Raw genomic sequence first — 20528 nt, forward strand, 5'->3', positions numbered from 1 at the left:
ATACAAGAATTACTAACTGATATCAATAAAAAAAGCCCAGCCTCAAAAAAGAAGCCGGGCCTATGAACTACATTTAGTTATAGTTACGCAATTCTACTGTTCCTGATCTGATCGATAATAATCTCGCAGAACATAATGGAGAATCCCGCCGTTGCGATAATAATCTATTTCAACGGGAGTATCCATTCGACAAATGGTTTCAAAAGAAATTGTTTCTCCATTTTCTTTCTTGGCATCTACCTTTACCATCTGCTGCGCCTCAAGCTCATCATCCAATTGGATGTTAAACTCTTCAGAACCATCCAGCCCGAGTGAATCAGATGATTCTCCTTCCTTGAACTGAAGCGGAAGTACGCCCATTCCAACAAGGTTCGAACGGTGAATACGTTCGTACGATGTTGCAATAACCGCTTCAACCCCCAGTAGAATAGTCCCTTTGGCAGCCCAATCTCGGGAAGACCCGGTACCGTACTGATCACCAGCTAATGCAACCAGCGGAGTATCGTTTTCTTTGTACCGCATGGCTGCATCATAGATAGTTGTGATTTCATCTTCCGGGAAGTATTTGGTGTAACCGCCCTCTTTGCCCGGCGCCAACTGATTTTTAAATCGTACATTGGCAAACGTTCCGCGTGTCATAACACGGTCGTTACCGCGACGCGATCCATAGGAGTTGAAATCTTTGGGTTCAACTCCGTGCTCAATCAGATACTCACCCGCCGGACTATCTTTGGGGATATTTCCCGCCGGAGAAATATGATCCGTAGTAATCGAATCGCCTACTTTCACCAGCACTCGTGCACCATTGATTGAAGTAATCGGATCGGGCTCTTCTCCCATATCTATAAAGAATGGCGGCTCTTGAATATAAGTGGATTCATCCTTCCACTCATAGAGTTCTCCTCCACCAACAGGAATTTCATCCCACTCTTCAGATTTGAAAATATCTCCATATTGCTCCTCAAACAGCTCGGGACGGATAGCATTATCGAGATGCTCTGCAATTTCATCTGATGTTGGCCAGATATCTTTGAGATACACATCGTTGCCATCTTTGTCTTTGCCAAGCGGCTCGTGTTCCAAATCAATATCTACTGTCCCGGCCAATGCATAAGCAACAACCAGCGGCGGTGAAGCCAGGTAATTTGCTTTCACATAAGGGTGGATCCGTCCCTCAAAATTTCGGTTCCCGGAAAGAACACCTGCTACAATCAGGTCGCCTTCTTTCACAGCATTTTCAACAGCCTGTGGCAGCGGGCCGGAGTTACCTATACAAGTTGTACATCCATAGCCGACAAGGTTAAAACCGAGCTTGTCCATATAATTCGTAAGACCGGCCTCCTCAAGATATTCAGTAACAACTCGCGATCCGGGAGCCAGCGACGTTTTCACATATGGAGGTACTTCCAACCCTCTTTCAAGAGCCTTCTTTGCAACAATACCCGCCCCCAACATTACACTCGGATTAGAGGTATTGGTACAGGATGTAATAGCAGCAATGACAACATCACCATGCTCCATTTCAATTTCCTGTCCATTTTTAAAAGTACCTTTATTAGCCAGTTTCTCCTGGGCCAAGTTAAAGCCCATTGTCGGATCATTACTCGTCAAACTCCTCTCAAATGTTTCCTTCATATTTGGCAGTGAGATACGATCATGTGGCAACTTAGGACCGGCAAGCGATGTTTCTACATCACTCAGATCAAGTTCCAGCGTATCGGTATATTCAGGATCAGGCGTATCATCCGTATGGAAAAGTCCCTGTTCCTTCATATAGCGCTCAACCATTTCAACATGCTCTTCGGAACGACCCGTACGACGCATATAGCGCATTGACTCTTCATCCATCGGGAAGAATCCCATCGTAGCACCGTATTCCGGAGACATGTTTGCAATAGTTGCGCGATCGGGCAGACTCATATTTTTAAGCCCGTCGCCATAGAACTCAACAAATTTACCAACAACGCCATGCTTACGCAGCATCTGTGTTACCGTCAGCGTTAAATCAGTAGCCGTAATTCCCTCGCGGAGCTCACCGGTCAGCTTCATTCCTACCACTTCGGGCACCAACATATATATGGGTTGTCCCAGCATGGCTGCTTCGGCCTCGATACCGCCAACGCCCCAGCCCAGAATTCCAAGACCATTAATCATAGTTGTATGCGAATCAGTACCAACCAAAGTATCGGGATAAACAACCGTAGTACCATCTTCTTCCTCTCGGCTAAATGCTCCTTTGGCCAAATATTCAAGATTTACCTGGTGGACAATACCGCGCCCCGGAGGAACAACTCTAAAATTATCAAACGAACTTTGTCCCCACTTCAAGAACTCATATCGCTCGCGATTTCGCTCAAATTCTTTTTCCACGTTATGCATAAAGGCGTACTCCTGACCAAACTCATCTACCTGTACCGAGTGGTCAATAACCAGATCTACCGGTACCTGGGGATTAATAGACGTAGGATTACCGCCCATGCGTTCCATGGCAGAACGAAGCGCCGCCAAATCCACGATAGCCGGAACCCCGGTAAAATCCTGAAGCACAACCCGCGAAGGTTTAAATGGTATCTCTCCCTGCGGATCTTTGGCATTATAATTAGCTAAAGCATCTACATCATCTTCCGAAAAGACATAGCCATCGTACTCTCTGAGCACAGCTTCCAATAATACACGAATGGTAAAGGGAAGCTTGCTGATATCTCCATACCCCATTTCTTCCAGTTTTTTCAAACTATACAGGTGCGCTTGGCCAGCTCCTGTATCAAAAGGGGTCTTCGTCTGCAAAAATTTATTTTCGTTACTCATGGGTTCTCGATTGTCCTTTTTAAACTTGGCTTAACCTACATTAATAGGTCTTTTTTGTAGCTGAAAGATATAATTAATTTTTAAGAATATCTTATCTTAAACCCTATAAATTTTATCTATCATACCTCTAATTTGATTAAAAAAACCATCATAGATTCATATAAATGATGCTTAGAAAATATTCATAACTTCACCGTTGCAAATGGATTTAAATAAGCCTATTTTTCGAGACTTCACATAAAAGCAATTATAAACAAGTTTTAACCGTGGATACTAACAGTTACAAGACCTACTCCCCAAAACCGAGTGATATCGAAAAGAATTGGGTTCTTGTTGATGCCGAAGATCAGGCGCTCGGAAGAGTTGCTTCCAAGGTAGCAAGCCTACTTAGAGGTAAGCACAAGCCTAACTTCGCACCGCATATGGACACCGGTGACAACGTTGTTGTAATTAATGCTAGCAAAGTTACACTGAGCGGCAATAAATTACAGCAGAAAGAATATTTTCGTTATTCCGGATACCCCGGCAGCGAACGTTTTACTTCGGCAGAAGAGATGCTGGACCACAATCCCGAATTGGTTATTGAAAAAGCTGTAAAAGGAATGTTGCCAAAGAATAAAATGGGCGACAAGCTTATGACCAACATTAGGATTTATGCCGGTCCGGTTCATGAACAAGAAGCACAACAACCAAAAAAAATCGAGCTTTAATCACGAATGGAACAAAAAAATTTCATCGGAAGAAGAAAAACTTCTACTGCGCGACTCTATATTCAACCTGGATCAGGTGAGTTTGTTGTAAACAAACGACCCCTGGATGAATATTTTTGCACTCAAGCACATCGCAATATCGCCAAGCTTCCGCTTGACGTTACCGAATCAGACGGACAGTTTGATATTTTGGTAAATGTAAGCGGTGGTGGCATTACCGGACAATCCGGTGCCATCCAACATGCTTTGGCCCGCGCTCTTGACGATCATAATGAAGAGTGGCACGATGTATTGAAAGCACATGATCTACTTACACGCGACGATCGTATGGTAGAACGTAAGAAGTACGGTCAACCTGGTGCTCGTAAGAAGTTCCAGTTTTCCAAGCGTTAATAGATCGCGCTTATACGTTTTCTTTTTCCACACGTACAACATTCAATCACACATATGCAGCTACTCAGTGCGCCGAGTGTCCCATGCAGTTATTGGGATTAGCGCCGGGGATGATCTGCATAGAGGATTAACTCAAAAATAAATCTAACCTATGCCTACTACACCTGACTTAGAAGAACTATTGAAATCCGGTGCCCACTTTGGACACCTTACCCGCCGATGGAATCCTAAAATGAAGGAATTTATCTTCATGGAGCGCAACGGGATTCACATCATCGACCTCAAAAAGTCACAGAAATTTTTCCAAGAAGCACTGGACGAAGTTACCAAGCTTGCCCGTGCCGGAAAAGATATCCTTTTTGTAGGGACAAAAAAGCAAGCTCAAGATATTGTTAGAACGGAGGCTATCCGATGCGGTATGCCTTTTGTTACTCACCGTTGGTTAGGAGGAATGATGACCAACTTCAGTACTGTCAAAAAGAGCATCTCACGCATGGAAGAGATCGACCGCATGAGTAAGGACGGTACCTTTGAGGAACTCACAAAGAAAGAAGCTCTCATGCTTGAACGTGAGTATGAAAAGCTCGAAGACACCTTGGGCGGTATTGCCAATATGGGACATCTTCCCGGCGCCATCTTTGTTGTCGATACAACCAAAGAGGACATCGCTGTAAACGAAGCGGTTAAACTTAATATTCCCCTTATTGCAATGGTTGATACCAATAGTGATCCCGATACTCCGGATTACATTATCCCCTGCAATGATGATTCTGCTCGCAGCATTCAGCTTGTTACTTCTAAAATTGCCGATGCTATTATTGAAGGTAATGCTGAGCGCGAAGCTCAAAGTGAAGAGCAAATTATGGATCAAGCTACTGAAGAAGCACGTAAAGCTGAAGAGCAGCAGGTAAAAGAAAAAACCAAAGCTACGGGCAAACGCCGTAAACGTCGCAAGAAGAAAGATTCCAGCGACGACTCTTCGGACGAAGAAGAGTAAAAAACGGCCGTACTATCCTTTTAAACTTAGAACAACAATTTAAATAGCGTAACTCAAACAATGAGTATTTCTGCAAAAGACGTAAAAGAACTACGCGAACAGACCGGGGCCGGCATGATGGATTGCAAAAAGGCCCTCCAAGAAGCTGACGGCGATTTTGAAAAAGCAACTGAAATCCTTCGCAAAAAGGGACAACAGCTTTCTGAAAAGCGTGCCGACCGTGAAGCCAACCAAGGCCTAATTGTTACACGCGTAAGCGACGACGGAAGTAAAGCCGCAGCACTCGAAATCAACTGCGAAACTGACTTTGTTGCTCGTAATGATGATTTTCAAGACCGTGCACAACAGTTTTTAGATATCGTATTTGAAAACCAAATCGAATCGGTTGATGAACTGCTTGAAACTGAACACAACGGGCTTTCTATTGCCGATCACGTAAAAGATATGGTTGGCAAAATCGGTGAAAAGATTAAAATAAATCGTGTTGTCTTTGCTGAAACCGATGGATTCTTCATCTCATATATCCACCCTGGCAATCAGCTCGGGGTATTGGTAGAGTTTGAAGATGATGTAGAAGATCCCGAAATCGGTAAAGATGTAGCCATGCAGATTGCAGCAATGAATCCGTTGGCGGTAACACGAGACGGTGTTGACAGCTCGATCGTTGAAAAGGAACTCGAAATCGCCAAAGACCAACTTCTTGAAGAAGGTAAATCTGAGGAAATTGCCGAGAAAGCTTCACAAGGTAAATTGCGGCGCTTTTATGAAGAACGCGTTCTCTTGGAACAGAAGTTTGTTAAGGACAACAGCCTCTCTGTTGAGGAGTATCTCAAAAACAATGACACTCCGCTGGTTAAGTCGTTCCATCGACTCCAGCTCGGCGATGATTCGTAATCATTTTGATTCGCAAAAAAGGCTACCAATTCGGTAGCCTTTTTTTTATGCTTAAGAGATTATAAGATTGATCAGATCGTATTAAAAATGACAATCAATTCAATAATTAACATAGGGTAAAAAACGTGGACAGCAATTATCATCGAATTCTGTTAAAAGTAAGTGGAGAAGCACTGTTAGGTGAACAGGGGCATGGCATTGACGGAGATATTCTTACCCAGTACTCCGAGGAAATCAAATCTATACATGACGAAGGTTTTGAGGTTTCTGTTGTTGTAGGAGGCGGAAATATCTTTAGAGGTGTAAAGGGTGCCACCGAAGGCATGGATCGCGTTCAAGGAGATTACATGGGCATGCTTGCTACCATGATCAATAGTATGGCTCTGCAAGATTCTCTGGAACGCATGGGCGTGCAGACCCGGCTGATGTCAGCCATCAGAATGGAAGAAATTGCCGAACCCTATATTCGCCGGCGTGCTACCCGACACCTTGAAAAAGGACGCGTTGTTATTTTTGGCGCCGGTACCGGGAACCCTTACTTCACGACTGATACCGCTGCTTCGCTTCGTGCCATCGAAATCGAAGCGGATGTCATTCTCAAAGGGACCCGTGTTGACGGTATTTTCGATTCCGATCCTGAAATTAACCCGGATGCTGTCAAGTTTCCCACTATTACTGGTGAAGAAGTACTCAGTCGGCAGCTGGATATTATGGATTTAACGGCCTTTACCCTCTGCCGCGAAAACAAAACGCCTATCATTGTTTTTGACATGAATAAAGTTGGAAACCTGAAAAAAGTCTTACAGGAAGATGCATCCGTGGGATCAAAGGTAGTTTGGGAAGATTCTTAGATTTCTTAAATTCATTTTGATTTAATAACAGCATCATCAAAAAGAATTAAACAATCCGCGAATATTATGATTCCTCCAAAGTTAGAACCCATTATCAACTCCGCGAAAAAGAACATGGATCAGGCTGTTGCCCACTATAAAAAAGAGCTGTCTCATATTCGCGCAGGCAAAGCTCAGCCATCTATACTTGATGGTATAAAAGTAGATTATTACGGATCTCAAACACCATTAAACCAGTTGGCTAACGTCAGTGCACCCGAAGCCCGTCTCTTAACCGTAGAACCATTTGACAAATCTGCTCTTGAAGAAATTGAAAAGGCTATTATGTCTGCAGGTTTAGGGTTGAATCCCAATAATGATGGAAATATTATACGAATTCCACTGCCTATTTTGTCAGAAGAGCGGCGTAAAGAACTGGTTAAACGCGTCAATGAACTGGCTGAAGAAGCCCGCATTTCTATCCGAAACAGCCGCCGCGATGCCAATGATGAGGTAAAAAAGAAAGTACAGGAAGAATCATTACCCGAAGATTCTCGCTACGAGGCGGAAGATGAAATCCAACAATTAACTGATAAGCACACCGAAAGAGTTGAAGAGCTTTCTGAGAAGAAAGAAAAAGAGATTATGACCGTATAATCGGTTCATGGTTTGTTAGTTATTGGTTGTTAGCTACATATCAATAACAAATAACCTTACAACAGATCTTATAGATGTATATTTCCGAACTTGAACTTCAGGGCTTCAAGAGTTTTGCCTACAAAACCAATGTATCTTTTGATAAAGGCATCACCGCTATAGTAGGGCCCAACGGCTGTGGCAAATCCAACATAGTTGATGCCATGCGATGGGTCCTCGGCGAACAGCGCCCTACCCTTCTCCGTTCTTCAAGTATGTCGAACGTTATTTTTAACGGTACCGCCAAGAAAAATGCCCTGGGGATGGCGGAAGTTTATCTGACGTTTATTAATAATAAGGGTCTCCTCCCCACCGAATATAACGAAGTTACCATTGGGCGTCGCCTGTATCGATCAGGAGAAAGTGAGTATCTCATCAATGGTACTACCTGCCGGCTTAAGGATATTACCGACCTGTTTATGGATACCGGGATGAGCTCGGACGCCTACTCGGTGATTGAGCTGAAGATGGTCGAAGAAATTCTCAATGATAAAAATAACGACCGTCGTCGACTTTTTGAAGAAGCTGCCGGTGTTACTCGATATAAGGAAAAGCGAAAGAAAACATTTCGTAAACTCGACGAAACCCAAGCCGATCTCCAACGTGTTGAGGATATTCTGGTTGAGGTACGAAAAAAAACAAACTCCCTCGAAAAACAGGCTGAAAAAGCCCAAAAGGCGAAGAAATACAAAAAAGAGTTAGAACATCTCGACAAGGCACTAAACAAGCACGAATACAGTAAAATAAAAGAGGAGCTTGAGCCACTTGAAGAACGCATTGACAATGCGGACAAAGAAAAGAAGGAAATTATAGCCAAAGCGGAAAAACTTGAAGAGGAAGCTGAAGAAGCTCGCAAGGCACTTAATGAAAAAGAAAAGCAACAATCTGAAGCTCAACGGCGGGTAAGCCAGCTTAATTCTAAAATTCGGGATACCGAAACAACACTCGAAATTACGCAGGAGAAGATCTCCAATGAAGAAAACGTAATTGAGCAGTACACCAACGATATTGAGCAGAGCGAAAAGGATCTGGAAGATCTCCGAGAAGCCTTTGAAAGCAGTAAAAAGAAACTGGCTACCTTCGACGATGATCTCGAAAAAGCGGAAACGAATCTTACTGAATCGAAGGAGCGTTACTCAGAAATTCAACAGCAGTACAATAAAGAGCAAGAAGAGCTAAACCAGCTCGAGAAAGACTTTTCTCAGGCTAACCAGGATCTTAACGATCTGCAAACCAAGCGCATCAAAATTGAATCGCGGCTGGAGAATACCGAGGGTGATCTGGTTCGCATCCGTGAAGAAATTGAAGATCTCGAAGATGAGATCACAAACTTTCGCGGGGAGAAAAAGCTGGCAAAAGAAAAGCTTGAACAAGCAATAAAAGCACGGGACCAGCAGCAGGAAAAACTACAGTCTGCACGCGAGCAGCGCGAGGACCTTAGTGAAAAGAAGAATACGCTCAAAGATCAGATCCGCAGTCATCAAAGCAAACTTGATTCGGTACAATCTGAGATCGAACTCCTGCAGGATATTGCAAACTCTAACGAGGCCTTTCCAAGCAGCGTACAGTTTCTGTTGGAAAATTATGGTGGGCAGTTTAATCAGTTAGATGTTGTATCTAATCTGCTTTCTACGGATGAAAAACATGCTGTTGCCCTTGAGGCTGTATTAGCGGATGCGCTCAATTATGTAGTAGTCGATACATTAGATGACGCCCGAAAAGCCGCAACACTGCTTAAAGAAAACGACAAAGGCCGGGCAACTTTTATTCCGCTCGACCAACTTTCCGACTCCTATCAAACGGTTTCTGATTCCCTTGCCAACCAGGTTAAAACTGAATCAAAATTCAGTGCTTTAAAAGAATTATTGCTGGGCAATGTCCGTGTTTTCGACTCCGTTGAAAACGCCTATTCTTCGCTCAAAGATAACGGCCAGACGGGCGTAACACTTGACGGCGAAGTTATCACCAATACCCAATTTCTTAAGAGTGGAAGCAAAAGCAAAAATGCAGGTATTCGGGTTGGCTTAAAGGATAAAATTGACAAGCTGGAGGACAAAGCCGGGTCTATCAGCAGTAAGATCCAATCATCTGAAGAAGAGCTCGAGGAAGTCCAACAGCAATATGAAGCTATTGATCTGAACGAACTGGAGCAGGAGCTCAAAGAGAAAGAGCAGCAAGTGCGAAAGATCGAAAATAACATCAACAGCTTTGAGCACAAGATTGAGATCTATCAGAAAAATATTGGTGAGCTCGAAAATCGACGCGAATCACTCATCGATAACGAGGATTCCTCTCAACAACAGCTGGATGATCTGCAACCCAAGCAAAAGGCATTGCAGCAAAAGCTCAAGGATCTGCACGAACAGCAGGAGGAGAAAAAGGAAACGCTGCAGGAACTTGATGAAGAACGATCCATTGCGCAAAGCCGATACAATGATGCACAGCTCAAGCATCAGGATCTGAAGAATAAAGTTGAGAATCACGAGCGCGATATTAAACGGGCGCAAGAAGGAATTAAAAACCTGAAGAAAAGGCTTAAAATTCGCTCAGAGAAGACCGAAGAGGCTAAAGAGCGTATCACCAAGTACCGATCAACCATTGATCAGCTTGAAGACGAGCTCAGCACCCTTAAAGAGAAAAAGCAGGAAGCAGATAAGCAGCTGGAACAGGCCGAGGAGGCTTCGGGCAAGCAGCGCGGACGCATTAACGAGATTGAGAAAGATCTGAAGGAAGTCCGTCGACGAAAAGAAGTGAATATGGAGCTTGTTCACCACCTTGCCATGTCGAAGGAGAAGTACGAGATGCAGATAGAAAACTTATCTGATCACATCTGGGAAACCTACGGTGTTTTGATGGATCAGATTGACAAAGAATTGCCCGAAGATACCGAACCCGATGAGGCCAAAGAACGCATTTCCTGGCTGCGACAGAGACTCAACAAAATCGGTGAAGTGAATCCGTTGGCCATCGAAGAATACGAAGAGGAAAAAGAACGGCTCGATTTTTATGAGGAGCAGGTCGGTGATTTACACCAAGCTGCCGAAGAGCTTCAGGAAACAATTAATGAGATCAATAAAACGGCTGTTGAGCGGTTTAATAAAACCTTTGAAAAAATCCGCGTAAATTTTCAGAAAGTATTCCACACACTGTTTAACGAGGATGATTATTGCGATCTCGTAATTGATGAAGAAGCCGAGGATCCGCTTGATGCAAGTATCGAAATTAAGGCTAACCCCAAGGGTAAGCGCCCCTCTACTATTAACCAACTTTCGGGTGGTGAGAAAACGCTCACAGCCATTGCTCTGCTCTTTGCCATCTATCTTGTTAAGCCCTCTCCCTTTTGTGTTCTTGACGAGGTTGATGCCCCATTGGATGACGCGAACATCGAGCGTTTTGCAGATATGATTCGCAATTTCAGCGAAGAGACCCAGTTCATCATTATTACCCACAATAAAAAGACGATGAGCAAAGCCGAGATGATGTACGGCGTAACGATGCCGGAAACAGGTATCAGTCGCCTTGTTGGCGTTAAACTGGATGAAGTCGCTGAAGTTTAGGGTTTTGTAGTAGTGAGTTATAAGCAGTACGAGCGGGCAACTAATCTTATTTGAACTCCCAATTTAGCTGGACATTTTCGGACTTTATCATCTTATTCTTCGTGATGTTTCGCGCTCAGATTCGTATATTTAGGAGCTAAATCAAATCCAGTAAATAGTTATGGCTCGCAAGAAATTCAATATCCCGGATATTTATCAATCTCCCATCATCAGCAAGGTCAAAGATGCCAATAAGGTGATGGATCCAACCAAGAAGGATCTCGAGCCCAGTGTGCTCGACTTTGGTCCCGTTCGGTTTTTCGTACCTCGGCACTTTGGCTTTTGCTATGGCGTAGAAAATGCGATTGATATCGCCTATGATACCGTAAAAAAACATCCTGAGAAGGATATTTATCTGCTGAGCGAAATGATTCACAATCCAACGGTGAATGAAGACCTTCAGGCTCGGGGTGTTAAATTTCTTTTCGAGACGGATGGAACTGAACTCATTCCCATTGAGTCGCTGGACGAAGATGATATTGTGATTGTTCCCGCTTTTGGAACCACCATTGAAATACAAAAAAAGTTGAAGAAGCAGGGTATCGATCCCTACGAATACAATACGACTTGTCCTTTTGTGGAGAAGGTTTGGCGGCGGGGAAAACAACTTGGAAAAAAGGGATATTCGCTGGTTATCCACGGCAAACACTATCACGAAGAAACTCGTGCCACCTTTTCGCACAGTTCCGATCATTCGGAATGTGTTGTTGTGTTGAATCCTGAAGAAGCCCAGATATTAGCGGATATCATGACGGGTGATCGACCGCAGTCGGATTTTGAAGAGTATTTTGGTCATAAAAGCACCGATGGGTTTGATCCGCAGAAAGACCTGGAGCACTTTGGCGTTATCAACCAGACAACTATGCTGGCTACCGAAACGGAAGAGGTCATGGGGATTCTCAAAGAAGCGGCTATCGAAAAATATGGCGAGGCCAATATTCTCGATCACTTTGCTGATACTTCGGATACGCTTTGTTATGCCACAAACGAAAATCAATCGGCAACGCTGGCCCTGGCTGAAACGGATGCTGATCTTTCAATTGTGGTAGGCGGATACAATTCGTCGAACACTATGCACCTGGTCGAAATTTTGGAACAATCCTTCCCCACCTATCACGTCCGGGATGCTGAGGAAATCGAATCTCCGGACAAAATCCAGCACTTTAACCAGTGGGATAAAGAAATCAAACAAACCAAAAATTGGCTTCCATCTAAAGATCAGCCAATAAATATTGCTATCACTTCGGGGGCCTCATGTCCCGATGTGCTGGTAGACGAGGTTATGCTGAAAATCCTCGATTATTTTGAAGATACTCTATCAATAGAAGAAGTGATCAAGCCATTCGAAGAAGAGATGGACGAAGTAGCTTAAATAATTGGTCAATTATCGAGTACGATAAAGTACGCTACGCGCCGCGGTTGAAAGGATCGCAGCTTGATATGATACCGTTCATTGTTTTCTTCGATCTGCGGGGTTACAAAACCAGTAGAATCTTCTAAAACCTGCTGATAACTTACATACACCTCAAAAGGATTTTCGTCCTGAACATCAGCGTATTCTTCAATGGGCACATCGTATTTAATTCTAACAGCAAGCGGACTGTAACTAACCATACGTCCCGGTGGCAAATTACGAGTACTTATATTTGCCTGCATTTCCCCCTCGGTGTACTCGACAACATCAGCCTCAAAACTAACTTCATCCTGCGACAAATTTATAACCTCACTGGGTGACTCCAACGGTACGGTCCGAGCGATATCTTCCTTAACATTATCGATTTGTATGGATTTGGTAGACCATTCTTCAATATCTTCAAGTAGTGAAGCAGCTCCATCTATGGTAATACTGTCAGGCGTTATAATCGGAGGATTTAAAAAGCCGTATTGCTCACTGAAACTGGTTTTTACAGCAGAACGAACCGGCACTTTTTTTGAAACCCGATCTCCCAGCTCCACTGTTAAATTCTGGGGCTGCACACGCTGTATATTAATATTAAGCGTCGCATTCATCTGTTGCTGTACCTGATCAAATAAATTAACCTCTTGATCATTTACATCAATATTTATGGTAGGGGGATTATTATATAAGTTTATAAGCTTCCATCCTTCTCCCGTAACGCTCACGGTTGCGGTAGTAGGGAGATCACTGACCAGCGCTCTTTCAGTGGGTACAGCCCCAAGCTGAATGGGTAACTCAATATTTAAGGTATAATCTCTGCTTAAATTAACCATCAGCCATAAAGCCATAGCTAAAATAAGCGCAACTATAAAAACAATGATGCGTTCACGACCAAAGCCGGCAATCTCATCCTCATTTGATTTTTGTAGGAGCGATTTCCACCCCGTCAGCAACTTCTCTTTATATTCCTCAATTTTTGATGTATCCATAAATAGTTTTCAGATCAATCGATCATATTTGGACAGAAGTTAACGATCAAATATACATTATGAACGCACAACAATCTCTTTGATTATTTTCTCATCCACCTGATCATTTAACTTTTTGGCAATGCTATAGCGCTTCATGTGAATCTCTTGTCGCCAGGCAGGATTTTTTACGTGCACTACCAAGTTTCCATGTTCAAAATGCAGATTCTCTGTCTGTTCGGCAATACGTTCACCCACCGTCTGTTCCCACAGTGATAAAATCATTCCCCGCTTCAATCTTTTACGGTGAGGATAGGTATCCAAAAAATCCTTTAACGCCTCCTTCAAGGATTTTGGGGAGTTTGACTTATATCGTCCCATAACTGCTAATATTTATTTCGTTTTAACAACAGAAATCTGTCCTTGATCCACTTTGTATTTTCTATTCCGTTCACCGTCAAAGGTTATGTACTCATCAAAAGGAATAGGATTAGCTGCCGTAACAAAAGTCTGTCCAGCATGTTCTATCAGCGCATTCAGCAATACCTCAGTACGCTGAGCATCGAGATCACCAAACACATCATCCAACAGGAATATAGGCAGATCATCCAACTCATCCGAAAAATACAAAAGCTGGGCCAGTTTCAAAGCAAGAGCAAACAAGCGATGCTGCCCCTGTGACCCATACTTACGCAGCTCAAAGTCATCCAAATAAAAAACGATCTCGTCGCGGTGCGGTCCGATAAGCGTCAGCTCACGTTCCAGCTCGTGATCCTGTTCTTTCTCAAGCTCTGCCTGGTAACGCTCTCTCACTGTTTCTTCATCTTCGGAGGGTTCGCAAAACGTCTGATATTCCAGATGAGGTTCGTGCCGCATACCCGATATTACTTCGTACTCCTTAGCCAGATAATCCCGAAATTTATTCAACACCTCGGTACGTTTGGCGACAATACGTGATCCGTATTCCATCAGCTGCACATTCCAAGGCTCCAGGTAAGCCAAGAGCACCTCCCGGTTGCCCCGGAACTCCTGCAGCAATTTATTACGCTGCTTGCGGGCTTTTCGAAAATCAAGCAAATCCTGCAGGTAGGCCGGTGAAATTTGACTGATAAACGAATCAATAAATGATCGCCGCTGCTTGGGACCTTCGCTGGTTAACTTTTTATCGGATGGCGAAAGTACCACCACCGGCACCATTCCAATGAGATCGGACAAACGATCGAGCGGACTTTCATTGACAAAAATCTTCTTCCCTTCTCCACGGGAGTAAGAGCATCCAACGTCAAAACTGGCCCGAATGTTTCCCTCAAAATGTCCCTTGATCATAAAGAAAGTGGCATCCTGATTTACCACGTACATATCACTACTTGATACAAAACTGCGGCTCATGCACAGGTAATGAATAGCATCAATGAGGTTGGTCTTACCCGCACCGTTTTGACCGACAATCACATTCATGTGGGGAGCCCATTCAACCACGGTTTCTTCGTGGTTCCGAAAATTCTGCAGTTTTAAATTCGTGATCTTCATTGGCCCCTGCTCTCAACTATAAAAATAGCGCGAGCTATGGCCCGCGCTATCATATCCTTGTTACAAAATTTGGAACTCCTTAAAATCCAAAGGCATCGCCTCCCATAAAGATCGCATTTTCACCCAGCTGTTCTTCGATACGTAACAACTGATTATACTTTGCAATACGGTCGGTGCGACTCATAGAACCCGTTTTAATCTGTCCGGCATTCGTTGCCACCGCCAAATCAGCAATAGTAGTGTCTTCCGTTTCTCCCGACCGATGGGAAATAACAGCGGTATAATCATTTTTATGGGCCATCTCAATGGCATCAAGCGTCTCAGTAAGTGTCCCGATTTGATTTACTTTAATGAGGATCGAGTTGGCTACCCCCTGCTTTATACCACGCGCCAGTCGCTCGGTATTGGTTACAAAAAGATCATCTCCCACAAGCTGAACCTTATCACCTACCGCATCAGTTAGCTTTTTCCAGCCGTCCCAATCGTTTTCATCAAGGGCGTCTTCAATAGAAATAATAGGATATTTATCGACCCAGCTGCTCCAGAATTCAACCATCTCCTCACTGCTTCGCTCACTGCCATCACTCCATCGAAATTCATAAACCCCTTTGTCAGCATTATAAAATTCGGCTGTAGCGGGATCGAGCGCAATGACTACTTCATCACCGGGAATATAACCGGCCTTTTCAATCGCATTTAAAATAACTTCTACCGCTTCTTCATTGGAATCTAAATCCGGCGCAAAGCCGCCCTCATCACCAACAGCAGTACTATATTTTTTATCCTTAAGCACTTTTTTCAGATGATGAAAAATTTCAGACCCCATGCGCACTGCTTCAGAAAAAGACCTTGCTCCACTGGGCATAATCATAAATTCCTGTAGATCTACATTGTTATCAGCATGCGAACCACCATTAATAATATTCATCATCGGCAGGGGAAGTACTTTTGCATTCACCCCTCCAATATAGCGCCACAATGGCAAGTTAAGGGCATTTGAAGCCGCATCAGCAGCAGCAAGCGATACCCCCAAAATAGCATTTGCCCCTAAATTCCCTTTGTTTTCCGTACCGTCAATTTCGATAAGGGTATTATCAATCTCTACTTGATTAAATACCTCATGTCCACGTAACTCATTGGCGATAATTGTATTCACATTTTCGACGGCCTTACTAACTCCTTTCCCCAGATAATGATCCGATTCTGTATCACGGAGTTCAACCGCCTCGTGTTCTCCCGTAGATGCTCCGGATGGTACTGCTGCACGCCCCACCATATCGTTTGTCAAAACCACATCGACCTCAACAGTGGGATTTCCTCTTGAGTCAATAATTTGTCGGCCAATAACTTCTTCAATAAAACTCATTGTAATATCTTATTTATTGTCGTGGAAAATTGTTGATAAAGGTACAAGGTTTTTATCTACTGATAAAGAGAAAAGAACAAAGAATAGATTGGGAGAGTGGCGCTAAATAGACATAGATACATGTTCCTTAATGCGGGCTACTAATATTCCTATACCGTGATATTCTGTACTACCACATGCCGCCAAAGGTGAATTTAATTTGCGGAGTTCCAAAGTATTTTTGAGCATCAAAGAATTTAACCCTCGATTCAAAAACAGGTTCGCCATCAGCATTATATTCGGTTGGTTTATACGGCTCCATAATTTGAAGCCCCTCACTGAAATAGTAAAAGAAATACCCAAACTCGATAGTAGTTCTTGACTTGAATTTACTGCCTAAATCCACCCCTACTTTAATTGCACCGCTGTATCCCCATTTGCTTTCTCCCTCACTCCACCCAGTAAAAAAGTCATTCACCCGCTCAACCGGATATAAATATCCATCGGGACCTACTTGAAAATCTCGAAAACCATTGGGTTCCCCATATGCCGGAACTGTGGTATCACTAACATAGGGATAAGTAAATGCCAACGCCGGTCCACCGGCTGCACTTACAAAAAAGCGCATGTTATCCTCAATATGACGAGCAAAAAGACGCTGTTTTACCCCCAGCAGGAAGGGAAATCCCAAACCACGCTTATATTTATTTGGGATAATTTGCTGTCCTGTTAAAAAGCTCTGAAAGTTTTGTTCACTTACATCTCTAATCCCTGTTATTCCGGTACGGAATGTAATTTCTGTATAAGGAGTCACCGCACGACCGTAGGTTCCTCCAATACCGAATCCAAAATTATTGACAAACAAATCAAAACCGAGACTATTTTGATATCCCTCTGACAATGGTGTTTTCGGATCAGCCTTTTCAATAACATCAGGCTCTTCGATCTGGGCAATGGAGGTATCGGCTAATACACTCAATAATAGTGTTAAAACAAGTACAGGAAATAAATATTTTATCATCAATTTCTTCATGTGTTACTGCCGCTATGTTGTACTTTCACTAATTTATAAACGTATTATAATAACAATCGTTCAACCAATAAATTATGTGAATACTTTTGGTTGTTATAAATAAATATATACGAACCTACAAACAAATTTGACTCTGAGTATATAAAAACTTTTATTCAGGCTCTTTACAACCTTTCAAATCTACCAATAGAAGTTAACATATTATGGCTACTGTAAGCAAGTATCTTGTTTTTGGGCCGGCAGGTACACTGCGGAGAATGCCCGAACAGCTCTTTAATGATATAGAGCCTAAGTATTTGTATAAATATCAATCATCAGACACTGGTGACGAAGTTCACGTTGCTGTTTATGAGGAGTACGAAAAACAAATAAACGCAAGCGTGACCCTTACCTGTATTATTGAATTTACCGGTAAACAAAATCGGTTTGAGCTCAAAAAAACCGGTGGACGCATGGGATTTCGTGGTAGCTCGCTGGATGAAGAAAAACGCACTATCGATGATGAAGTAATCGATTTTATTTTAGATTTTGGCAAACGTTTTGGGCTTACCGTTCAGCAAGAAAAAGAGCAACAAGTCGAAGAAGACGAGTCGTAATTACTACTTCTATACCGTAATATGAGTAAAAAGGTCGAGGAATGGACGGTCCTTTCTATGTTGGAATGGGCCACTGATTTTTTTGAGAATAAAGACATTCCCGATCCACGGCACAGTATTGAATGGCTGTTAGCCGAGACACTCGAAATTAAACGGTTGGATCTCTATCTCAAATTTGACCGCCCACTCTCCCCTCAAGAACTCGATACGTTACGACCGATGGTCAAGCGCAGGGCTCAACACGAGCCCCTGCAATACATTGTGGGATATACCGACTTTATCAATGCCCACATCTCGGTCAATGAGCAGGTCCTTATCCCCCGCATTGAAACGGAACAGCTTGTTGAGATTATTCTTGATGAGCATCAATCGGAAGAAGACCTGTCTGTACTTGATATTGGGACCGGATCAGGATGTATCCCCATCGCATTAAAAATGGAGCAAACGAGCTGGGAAGTTTCTGGGATCGACATTTCTGAAGGTGCAATTCACACCGCTCGGAATAATGCTGAACAAAATGATGCCGATGTTTCCTTTACCAAGGGAGATATTTTAAATCCCAACAGTATTATCGAGAACGGTCCTTTTAATATTATCGTTTCCAACCCTCCATATGTTAAGCCAGGGGAAAAAGATATCCTGCAACAACAGGTCAAGGACTATGAACCGGCTGAAGCATTATTCTTCGGTGACCTCGAAAAAATGTATAACAGCATTATCGAATTTGCATCCCAAAAATTGACGGAAAACGGCTATTTATATTTGGAATTACACGAAAAATATAGTCAGGAAATTTTAGCTATTTTCGATGAGCAAAACTGGTCAGCACGTATTGAAAATGACTACGATAAAAAACCTCGTTTTATTATAGCTCAGCAACGCTGATTAGCTATTTCTCCCCCTCTTTAGCCGATTAATATCGGTTACATATTTTGGACTATTTACTCCACAATATTATTGTGGATAACTTGTGGAAAACTTTTTTGCGCCGGTGATATCCATATGTCTTTAAGGTAAAATCAATGTTAGCGCAATATTATGTACTGTCAAGTAAAATTTGATAGAAATGTAGATAAAAAACTAATCCATTGCGACGCATGTACTTACAATGTTTAGAGCAATGTGGATAACTTTTGCGAACACGGGGAATATTTTTTTGACATCTGTCTTCGAAATTATCATCTTCGTTTCACACAAAAATGGGATCACACAGAAGTGTGTGGATAACTGAAGGGTATTCAGAGTAACAATTTTAAATTTAGAAGAGGTTAAGAGACGTTGAGTAATATTTCTTCCGAAGCTGCATGGGAGCAGTGTTTAGAAATTATTAAAGACAATATCAGCTACCAGAAGTTCAAGTCTTGGTTCCAACCTATCGAGCCGGTAAAGCTGGAAGAAAACACGCTTACCATACAAGTTCCCAGCCAGTTCTGGTACGAGTGGCTCGAGGAACATTATTATGGGATGTTGAGATCTACGCTGGCAAAAGTCTTGGGCGATGATGGCAAACTTGAGTACTCGGTAGTACTCGAAAAGTCTGATGATAATAATACTGATAACCGCTCGGTTCGACTTCCCCAGCGTCCCATGCCGCCAGAAAATAACCAGGGACAAGAGATGAAAGGATATTCAGAGTATAGTCCGGGAAAAATTGAAAATCCTTTCGTAATACCGGGCATCCAAAAAACGAAGATCGACTCCAATCTCAATTCCAGCTATGTTTTTGACCGTTATATAGAAGGTGACTGTAACAGACTGGCACGCTCGGCGGCGATGGCCATTGGCGAAAATCCGGGAAGTAGTTCGTTCAATCCATTCTTTATTTATGGCGGCACCGGGCTTGGCAAAACACACCTTATCCAAAGTATTGGTAATAAGGTAAAACAGGAGCACGGTAATGAACTTGCTGTCCTCTATATTTCTTCCGAAAGCTTTACCAACGAGTTTGTGCAAGCCATTCGAAATAACCGGGCCAGTGAATTTACGATGTTTTATCGGCAGATTGATGTGCTTATTGTCGATGACATCCAATTTTTCAGCGGCAAAGAAAAAACACAGGAAGAGTTTTTCCATATTTTTAATGCCCTTCACCAAGACGGTAAGCAGATTATTCTGAGCAGTGACCGCGCCCCCCGCGAAATTCCTGATATCGAAGAACGTCTTATTTCTCGATTCAGCTGGGGACTTAGTGCCGACCTGCAGATTCCGGAATACGAAACACGATATGCTATCCTGGAACGCAAAGCTTCCGATAACGGTATTGAGCTGTCGCACCAAGTGCTCGAATTTATCGCTCATAATTTTAAGTCGAATGTCCGTGATCTGGAAGGCGCCATTATTAAGCTACTTGCTTTTGCATCGCTACAGCATGTGGATGAAATTGAGCCACAGATGGCCAAGCGGGTGCTCAAAGATATGATTCAAGAGTCACAGACGACTGTTTCTATCGAACAGATCCAAGATTATGTGTGTGACTACTTTGGGATTGATACCAACAAGGTGCGCGAAAAAACGCGCAAGCAAGAAATTGTTGAAGCACGTCAGATAGCGATGTATCTGTCAAAGCAGTTTACCGATTCGAGCTTAAAAACCATTGGGCTGCATTTTGGCGGACGCGACCACTCAACAGTCATTCATGCTATATCCACTGTTGAAGAACGCATGCAAACTACCGCCAAGCACAAACGCATTGTGGAAGAGTTACACCAGAAAATTGAAGTATCCACGCTTTAA

General features: G+C 43.0%; 17 protein-coding genes. 11 read left to right on the forward strand and 6 right to left on the reverse strand.

Annotated features, from left to right (window positions below; translation table 11 throughout):
* Positions 1-93: 93 nt before the first annotated feature.
* Positions 94-2808, reverse strand: coding sequence for an aconitate hydratase AcnA (acnA, locus tag CK503_RS07625; protein WP_095606207.1), 2715 nt, complete (start codon positions 2806-2808; stop codon positions 94-96).
* A 266-nt stretch (positions 2809-3074) separates the two neighbouring features.
* On the opposite strand from acnA, the gene rplM reads away from it, so the two are divergent.
* From rplM to CK503_RS07665, 8 genes are all read left to right on the forward strand, one after another.
* Positions 3075-3518, forward strand: a complete 444-nt coding sequence (gene rplM / locus CK503_RS07630; protein WP_095606208.1) for a 50S ribosomal protein L13 — start codon at positions 3075-3077, stop codon at positions 3516-3518.
* Between the two features lie 6 nt (positions 3519-3524).
* Positions 3525-3911, forward strand: a complete 387-nt coding sequence (gene rpsI, locus CK503_RS07635; RefSeq protein WP_095606209.1) for a 30S ribosomal protein S9 — start codon at positions 3525-3527, stop codon at positions 3909-3911.
* Between the two features lie 151 nt (positions 3912-4062).
* The gene (rpsB, locus tag CK503_RS07640; RefSeq protein ID WP_095606210.1) at positions 4063-4908 is read left to right on the forward strand and encodes a 30S ribosomal protein S2; all 846 of its coding nucleotides are present in this window, start codon (positions 4063-4065) and stop codon (positions 4906-4908) included.
* A 60-nt stretch (positions 4909-4968) separates the two neighbouring features.
* Positions 4969-5802, forward strand: a complete 834-nt coding sequence (tsf, locus tag CK503_RS07645; protein ID WP_095606211.1) for a translation elongation factor Ts — start codon at positions 4969-4971, stop codon at positions 5800-5802.
* Between the two features lie 125 nt (positions 5803-5927).
* Complete coding sequence (gene pyrH / locus CK503_RS07650) at positions 5928-6653, forward strand: UMP kinase (protein WP_095606212.1); 726 nt, start codon at positions 5928-5930, stop codon at positions 6651-6653.
* Positions 6654-6719: 66 nt separating this feature from the next.
* Positions 6720-7289, forward strand: coding sequence for a ribosome recycling factor (gene frr / locus CK503_RS07655; protein WP_095606213.1), 570 nt, complete (start codon positions 6720-6722; stop codon positions 7287-7289).
* Between the two features lie 74 nt (positions 7290-7363).
* Entirely contained in the window at positions 7364-10885 is a 3522-nt protein-coding gene (gene smc, locus CK503_RS07660) for a chromosome segregation protein SMC (RefSeq protein ID WP_095606214.1), read from the forward strand.
* Between the two features lie 160 nt (positions 10886-11045).
* Positions 11046-12296, forward strand: a complete 1251-nt coding sequence (locus CK503_RS07665; protein WP_095606215.1) for a 4-hydroxy-3-methylbut-2-enyl diphosphate reductase — start codon at positions 11046-11048, stop codon at positions 12294-12296.
* Between the two features lie 8 nt (positions 12297-12304).
* Here the strand turns inward: CK503_RS07665 and CK503_RS07670 are convergent, their stop codons facing one another.
* The 5 genes from CK503_RS07670 to CK503_RS07690 all read right to left on the reverse strand — a co-directional run bounded on the left by CK503_RS07670 (position 12305) and on the right by CK503_RS07690 (position 17199).
* On the reverse strand, positions 12305-13312 hold the full coding sequence (locus CK503_RS07670; RefSeq protein ID WP_095606216.1) for a CdaR family protein: 1008 nt from the start codon (positions 13310-13312) through the stop codon (positions 12305-12307).
* A 57-nt stretch (positions 13313-13369) separates the two neighbouring features.
* Positions 13370-13672, reverse strand: a complete 303-nt coding sequence (locus CK503_RS07675) for a DciA family protein (protein ID WP_095606217.1) — start codon at positions 13670-13672, stop codon at positions 13370-13372.
* A 12-nt stretch (positions 13673-13684) separates the two neighbouring features.
* The gene (recF, locus tag CK503_RS07680) at positions 13685-14821 is read right to left on the reverse strand and encodes a DNA replication/repair protein RecF (protein ID WP_095606218.1); all 1137 of its coding nucleotides are present in this window, start codon (positions 14819-14821) and stop codon (positions 13685-13687) included.
* Between the two features lie 79 nt (positions 14822-14900).
* Positions 14901-16187, reverse strand: coding sequence for a phosphopyruvate hydratase (gene eno / locus CK503_RS07685; protein WP_095606219.1), 1287 nt, complete (start codon positions 16185-16187; stop codon positions 14901-14903).
* Positions 16188-16356: 169 nt separating this feature from the next.
* Positions 16357-17199: a hypothetical protein gene (locus CK503_RS07690; RefSeq protein ID WP_141239901.1), complete on the reverse strand. Its 843-nt coding sequence runs from the start codon at positions 17197-17199 to the stop codon at positions 16357-16359.
* Positions 17200-17402: 203 nt separating this feature from the next.
* On the opposite strand from CK503_RS07690, the gene CK503_RS07695 reads away from it, so the two are divergent.
* The 3 genes from CK503_RS07695 to dnaA all read left to right on the forward strand — a co-directional run bounded on the left by CK503_RS07695 (position 17403) and on the right by dnaA (position 20528).
* The gene (locus tag CK503_RS07695) at positions 17403-17795 is read left to right on the forward strand and encodes a hypothetical protein (RefSeq protein ID WP_095606221.1); all 393 of its coding nucleotides are present in this window, start codon (positions 17403-17405) and stop codon (positions 17793-17795) included.
* Between the two features lie 21 nt (positions 17796-17816).
* Positions 17817-18680: a peptide chain release factor N(5)-glutamine methyltransferase gene (gene prmC, locus CK503_RS07700; RefSeq protein WP_095606222.1), complete on the forward strand. Its 864-nt coding sequence runs from the start codon at positions 17817-17819 to the stop codon at positions 18678-18680.
* Between the two features lie 393 nt (positions 18681-19073).
* Positions 19074-20528, forward strand: coding sequence for a chromosomal replication initiator protein DnaA (gene dnaA, locus CK503_RS07705; RefSeq protein ID WP_095606223.1), 1455 nt, complete (start codon positions 19074-19076; stop codon positions 20526-20528).

The sequence above is a fragment of the Fodinibius salipaludis genome (assembly GCF_002287075.1).
Classification (GTDB): Bacteria; Bacteroidota; Rhodothermia; order Balneolales; family Balneolaceae; genus Fodinibius; species Fodinibius salipaludis.

What these genes read in the sequence shown, in the direction of transcription:
- acnA (WP_095606207.1), bottom strand. Translation starts at nt 2,808, where the DNA reads ATGAGTAACGAAAATAAATTTTTGCAGACGAAGACCCCTTTTGATACA.
- rpsI (WP_095606209.1), top strand. Translation starts at nt 3,525, where the DNA reads ATGGAACAAAAAAATTTCATCGGAAGAAGAAAAACTTCTACTGCGCGA.
- rpsB (WP_095606210.1), top strand. Translation starts at nt 4,063, where the DNA reads ATGCCTACTACACCTGACTTAGAAGAACTATTGAAATCCGGTGCCCAC.
- tsf (WP_095606211.1), top strand. Translation starts at nt 4,969, where the DNA reads ATGAGTATTTCTGCAAAAGACGTAAAAGAACTACGCGAACAGACCGGG.
- frr (WP_095606213.1), top strand. Translation starts at nt 6,720, where the DNA reads ATGATTCCTCCAAAGTTAGAACCCATTATCAACTCCGCGAAAAAGAAC.
- smc (WP_095606214.1), top strand. Translation starts at nt 7,364, where the DNA reads ATGTATATTTCCGAACTTGAACTTCAGGGCTTCAAGAGTTTTGCCTAC.
- CK503_RS07665 (WP_095606215.1), top strand. Translation starts at nt 11,046, where the DNA reads ATGGCTCGCAAGAAATTCAATATCCCGGATATTTATCAATCTCCCATC.
- CK503_RS07670 (WP_095606216.1), bottom strand. Translation starts at nt 13,312, where the DNA reads ATGGATACATCAAAAATTGAGGAATATAAAGAGAAGTTGCTGACGGGG.
- CK503_RS07675 (WP_095606217.1), bottom strand. Translation starts at nt 13,672, where the DNA reads ATGGGACGATATAAGTCAAACTCCCCAAAATCCTTGAAGGAGGCGTTA.
- recF (WP_095606218.1), bottom strand. Translation starts at nt 14,821, where the DNA reads ATGAAGATCACGAATTTAAAACTGCAGAATTTTCGGAACCACGAAGAA.
- eno (WP_095606219.1), bottom strand. Translation starts at nt 16,187, where the DNA reads ATGAGTTTTATTGAAGAAGTTATTGGCCGACAAATTATTGACTCAAGA.
- CK503_RS07690 (WP_141239901.1), bottom strand. Translation starts at nt 17,199, where the DNA reads ATGAAGAAATTGATGATAAAATATTTATTTCCTGTACTTGTTTTAACA.
- CK503_RS07695 (WP_095606221.1), top strand. Translation starts at nt 17,403, where the DNA reads ATGGCTACTGTAAGCAAGTATCTTGTTTTTGGGCCGGCAGGTACACTG.
- prmC (WP_095606222.1), top strand. Translation starts at nt 17,817, where the DNA reads ATGAGTAAAAAGGTCGAGGAATGGACGGTCCTTTCTATGTTGGAATGG.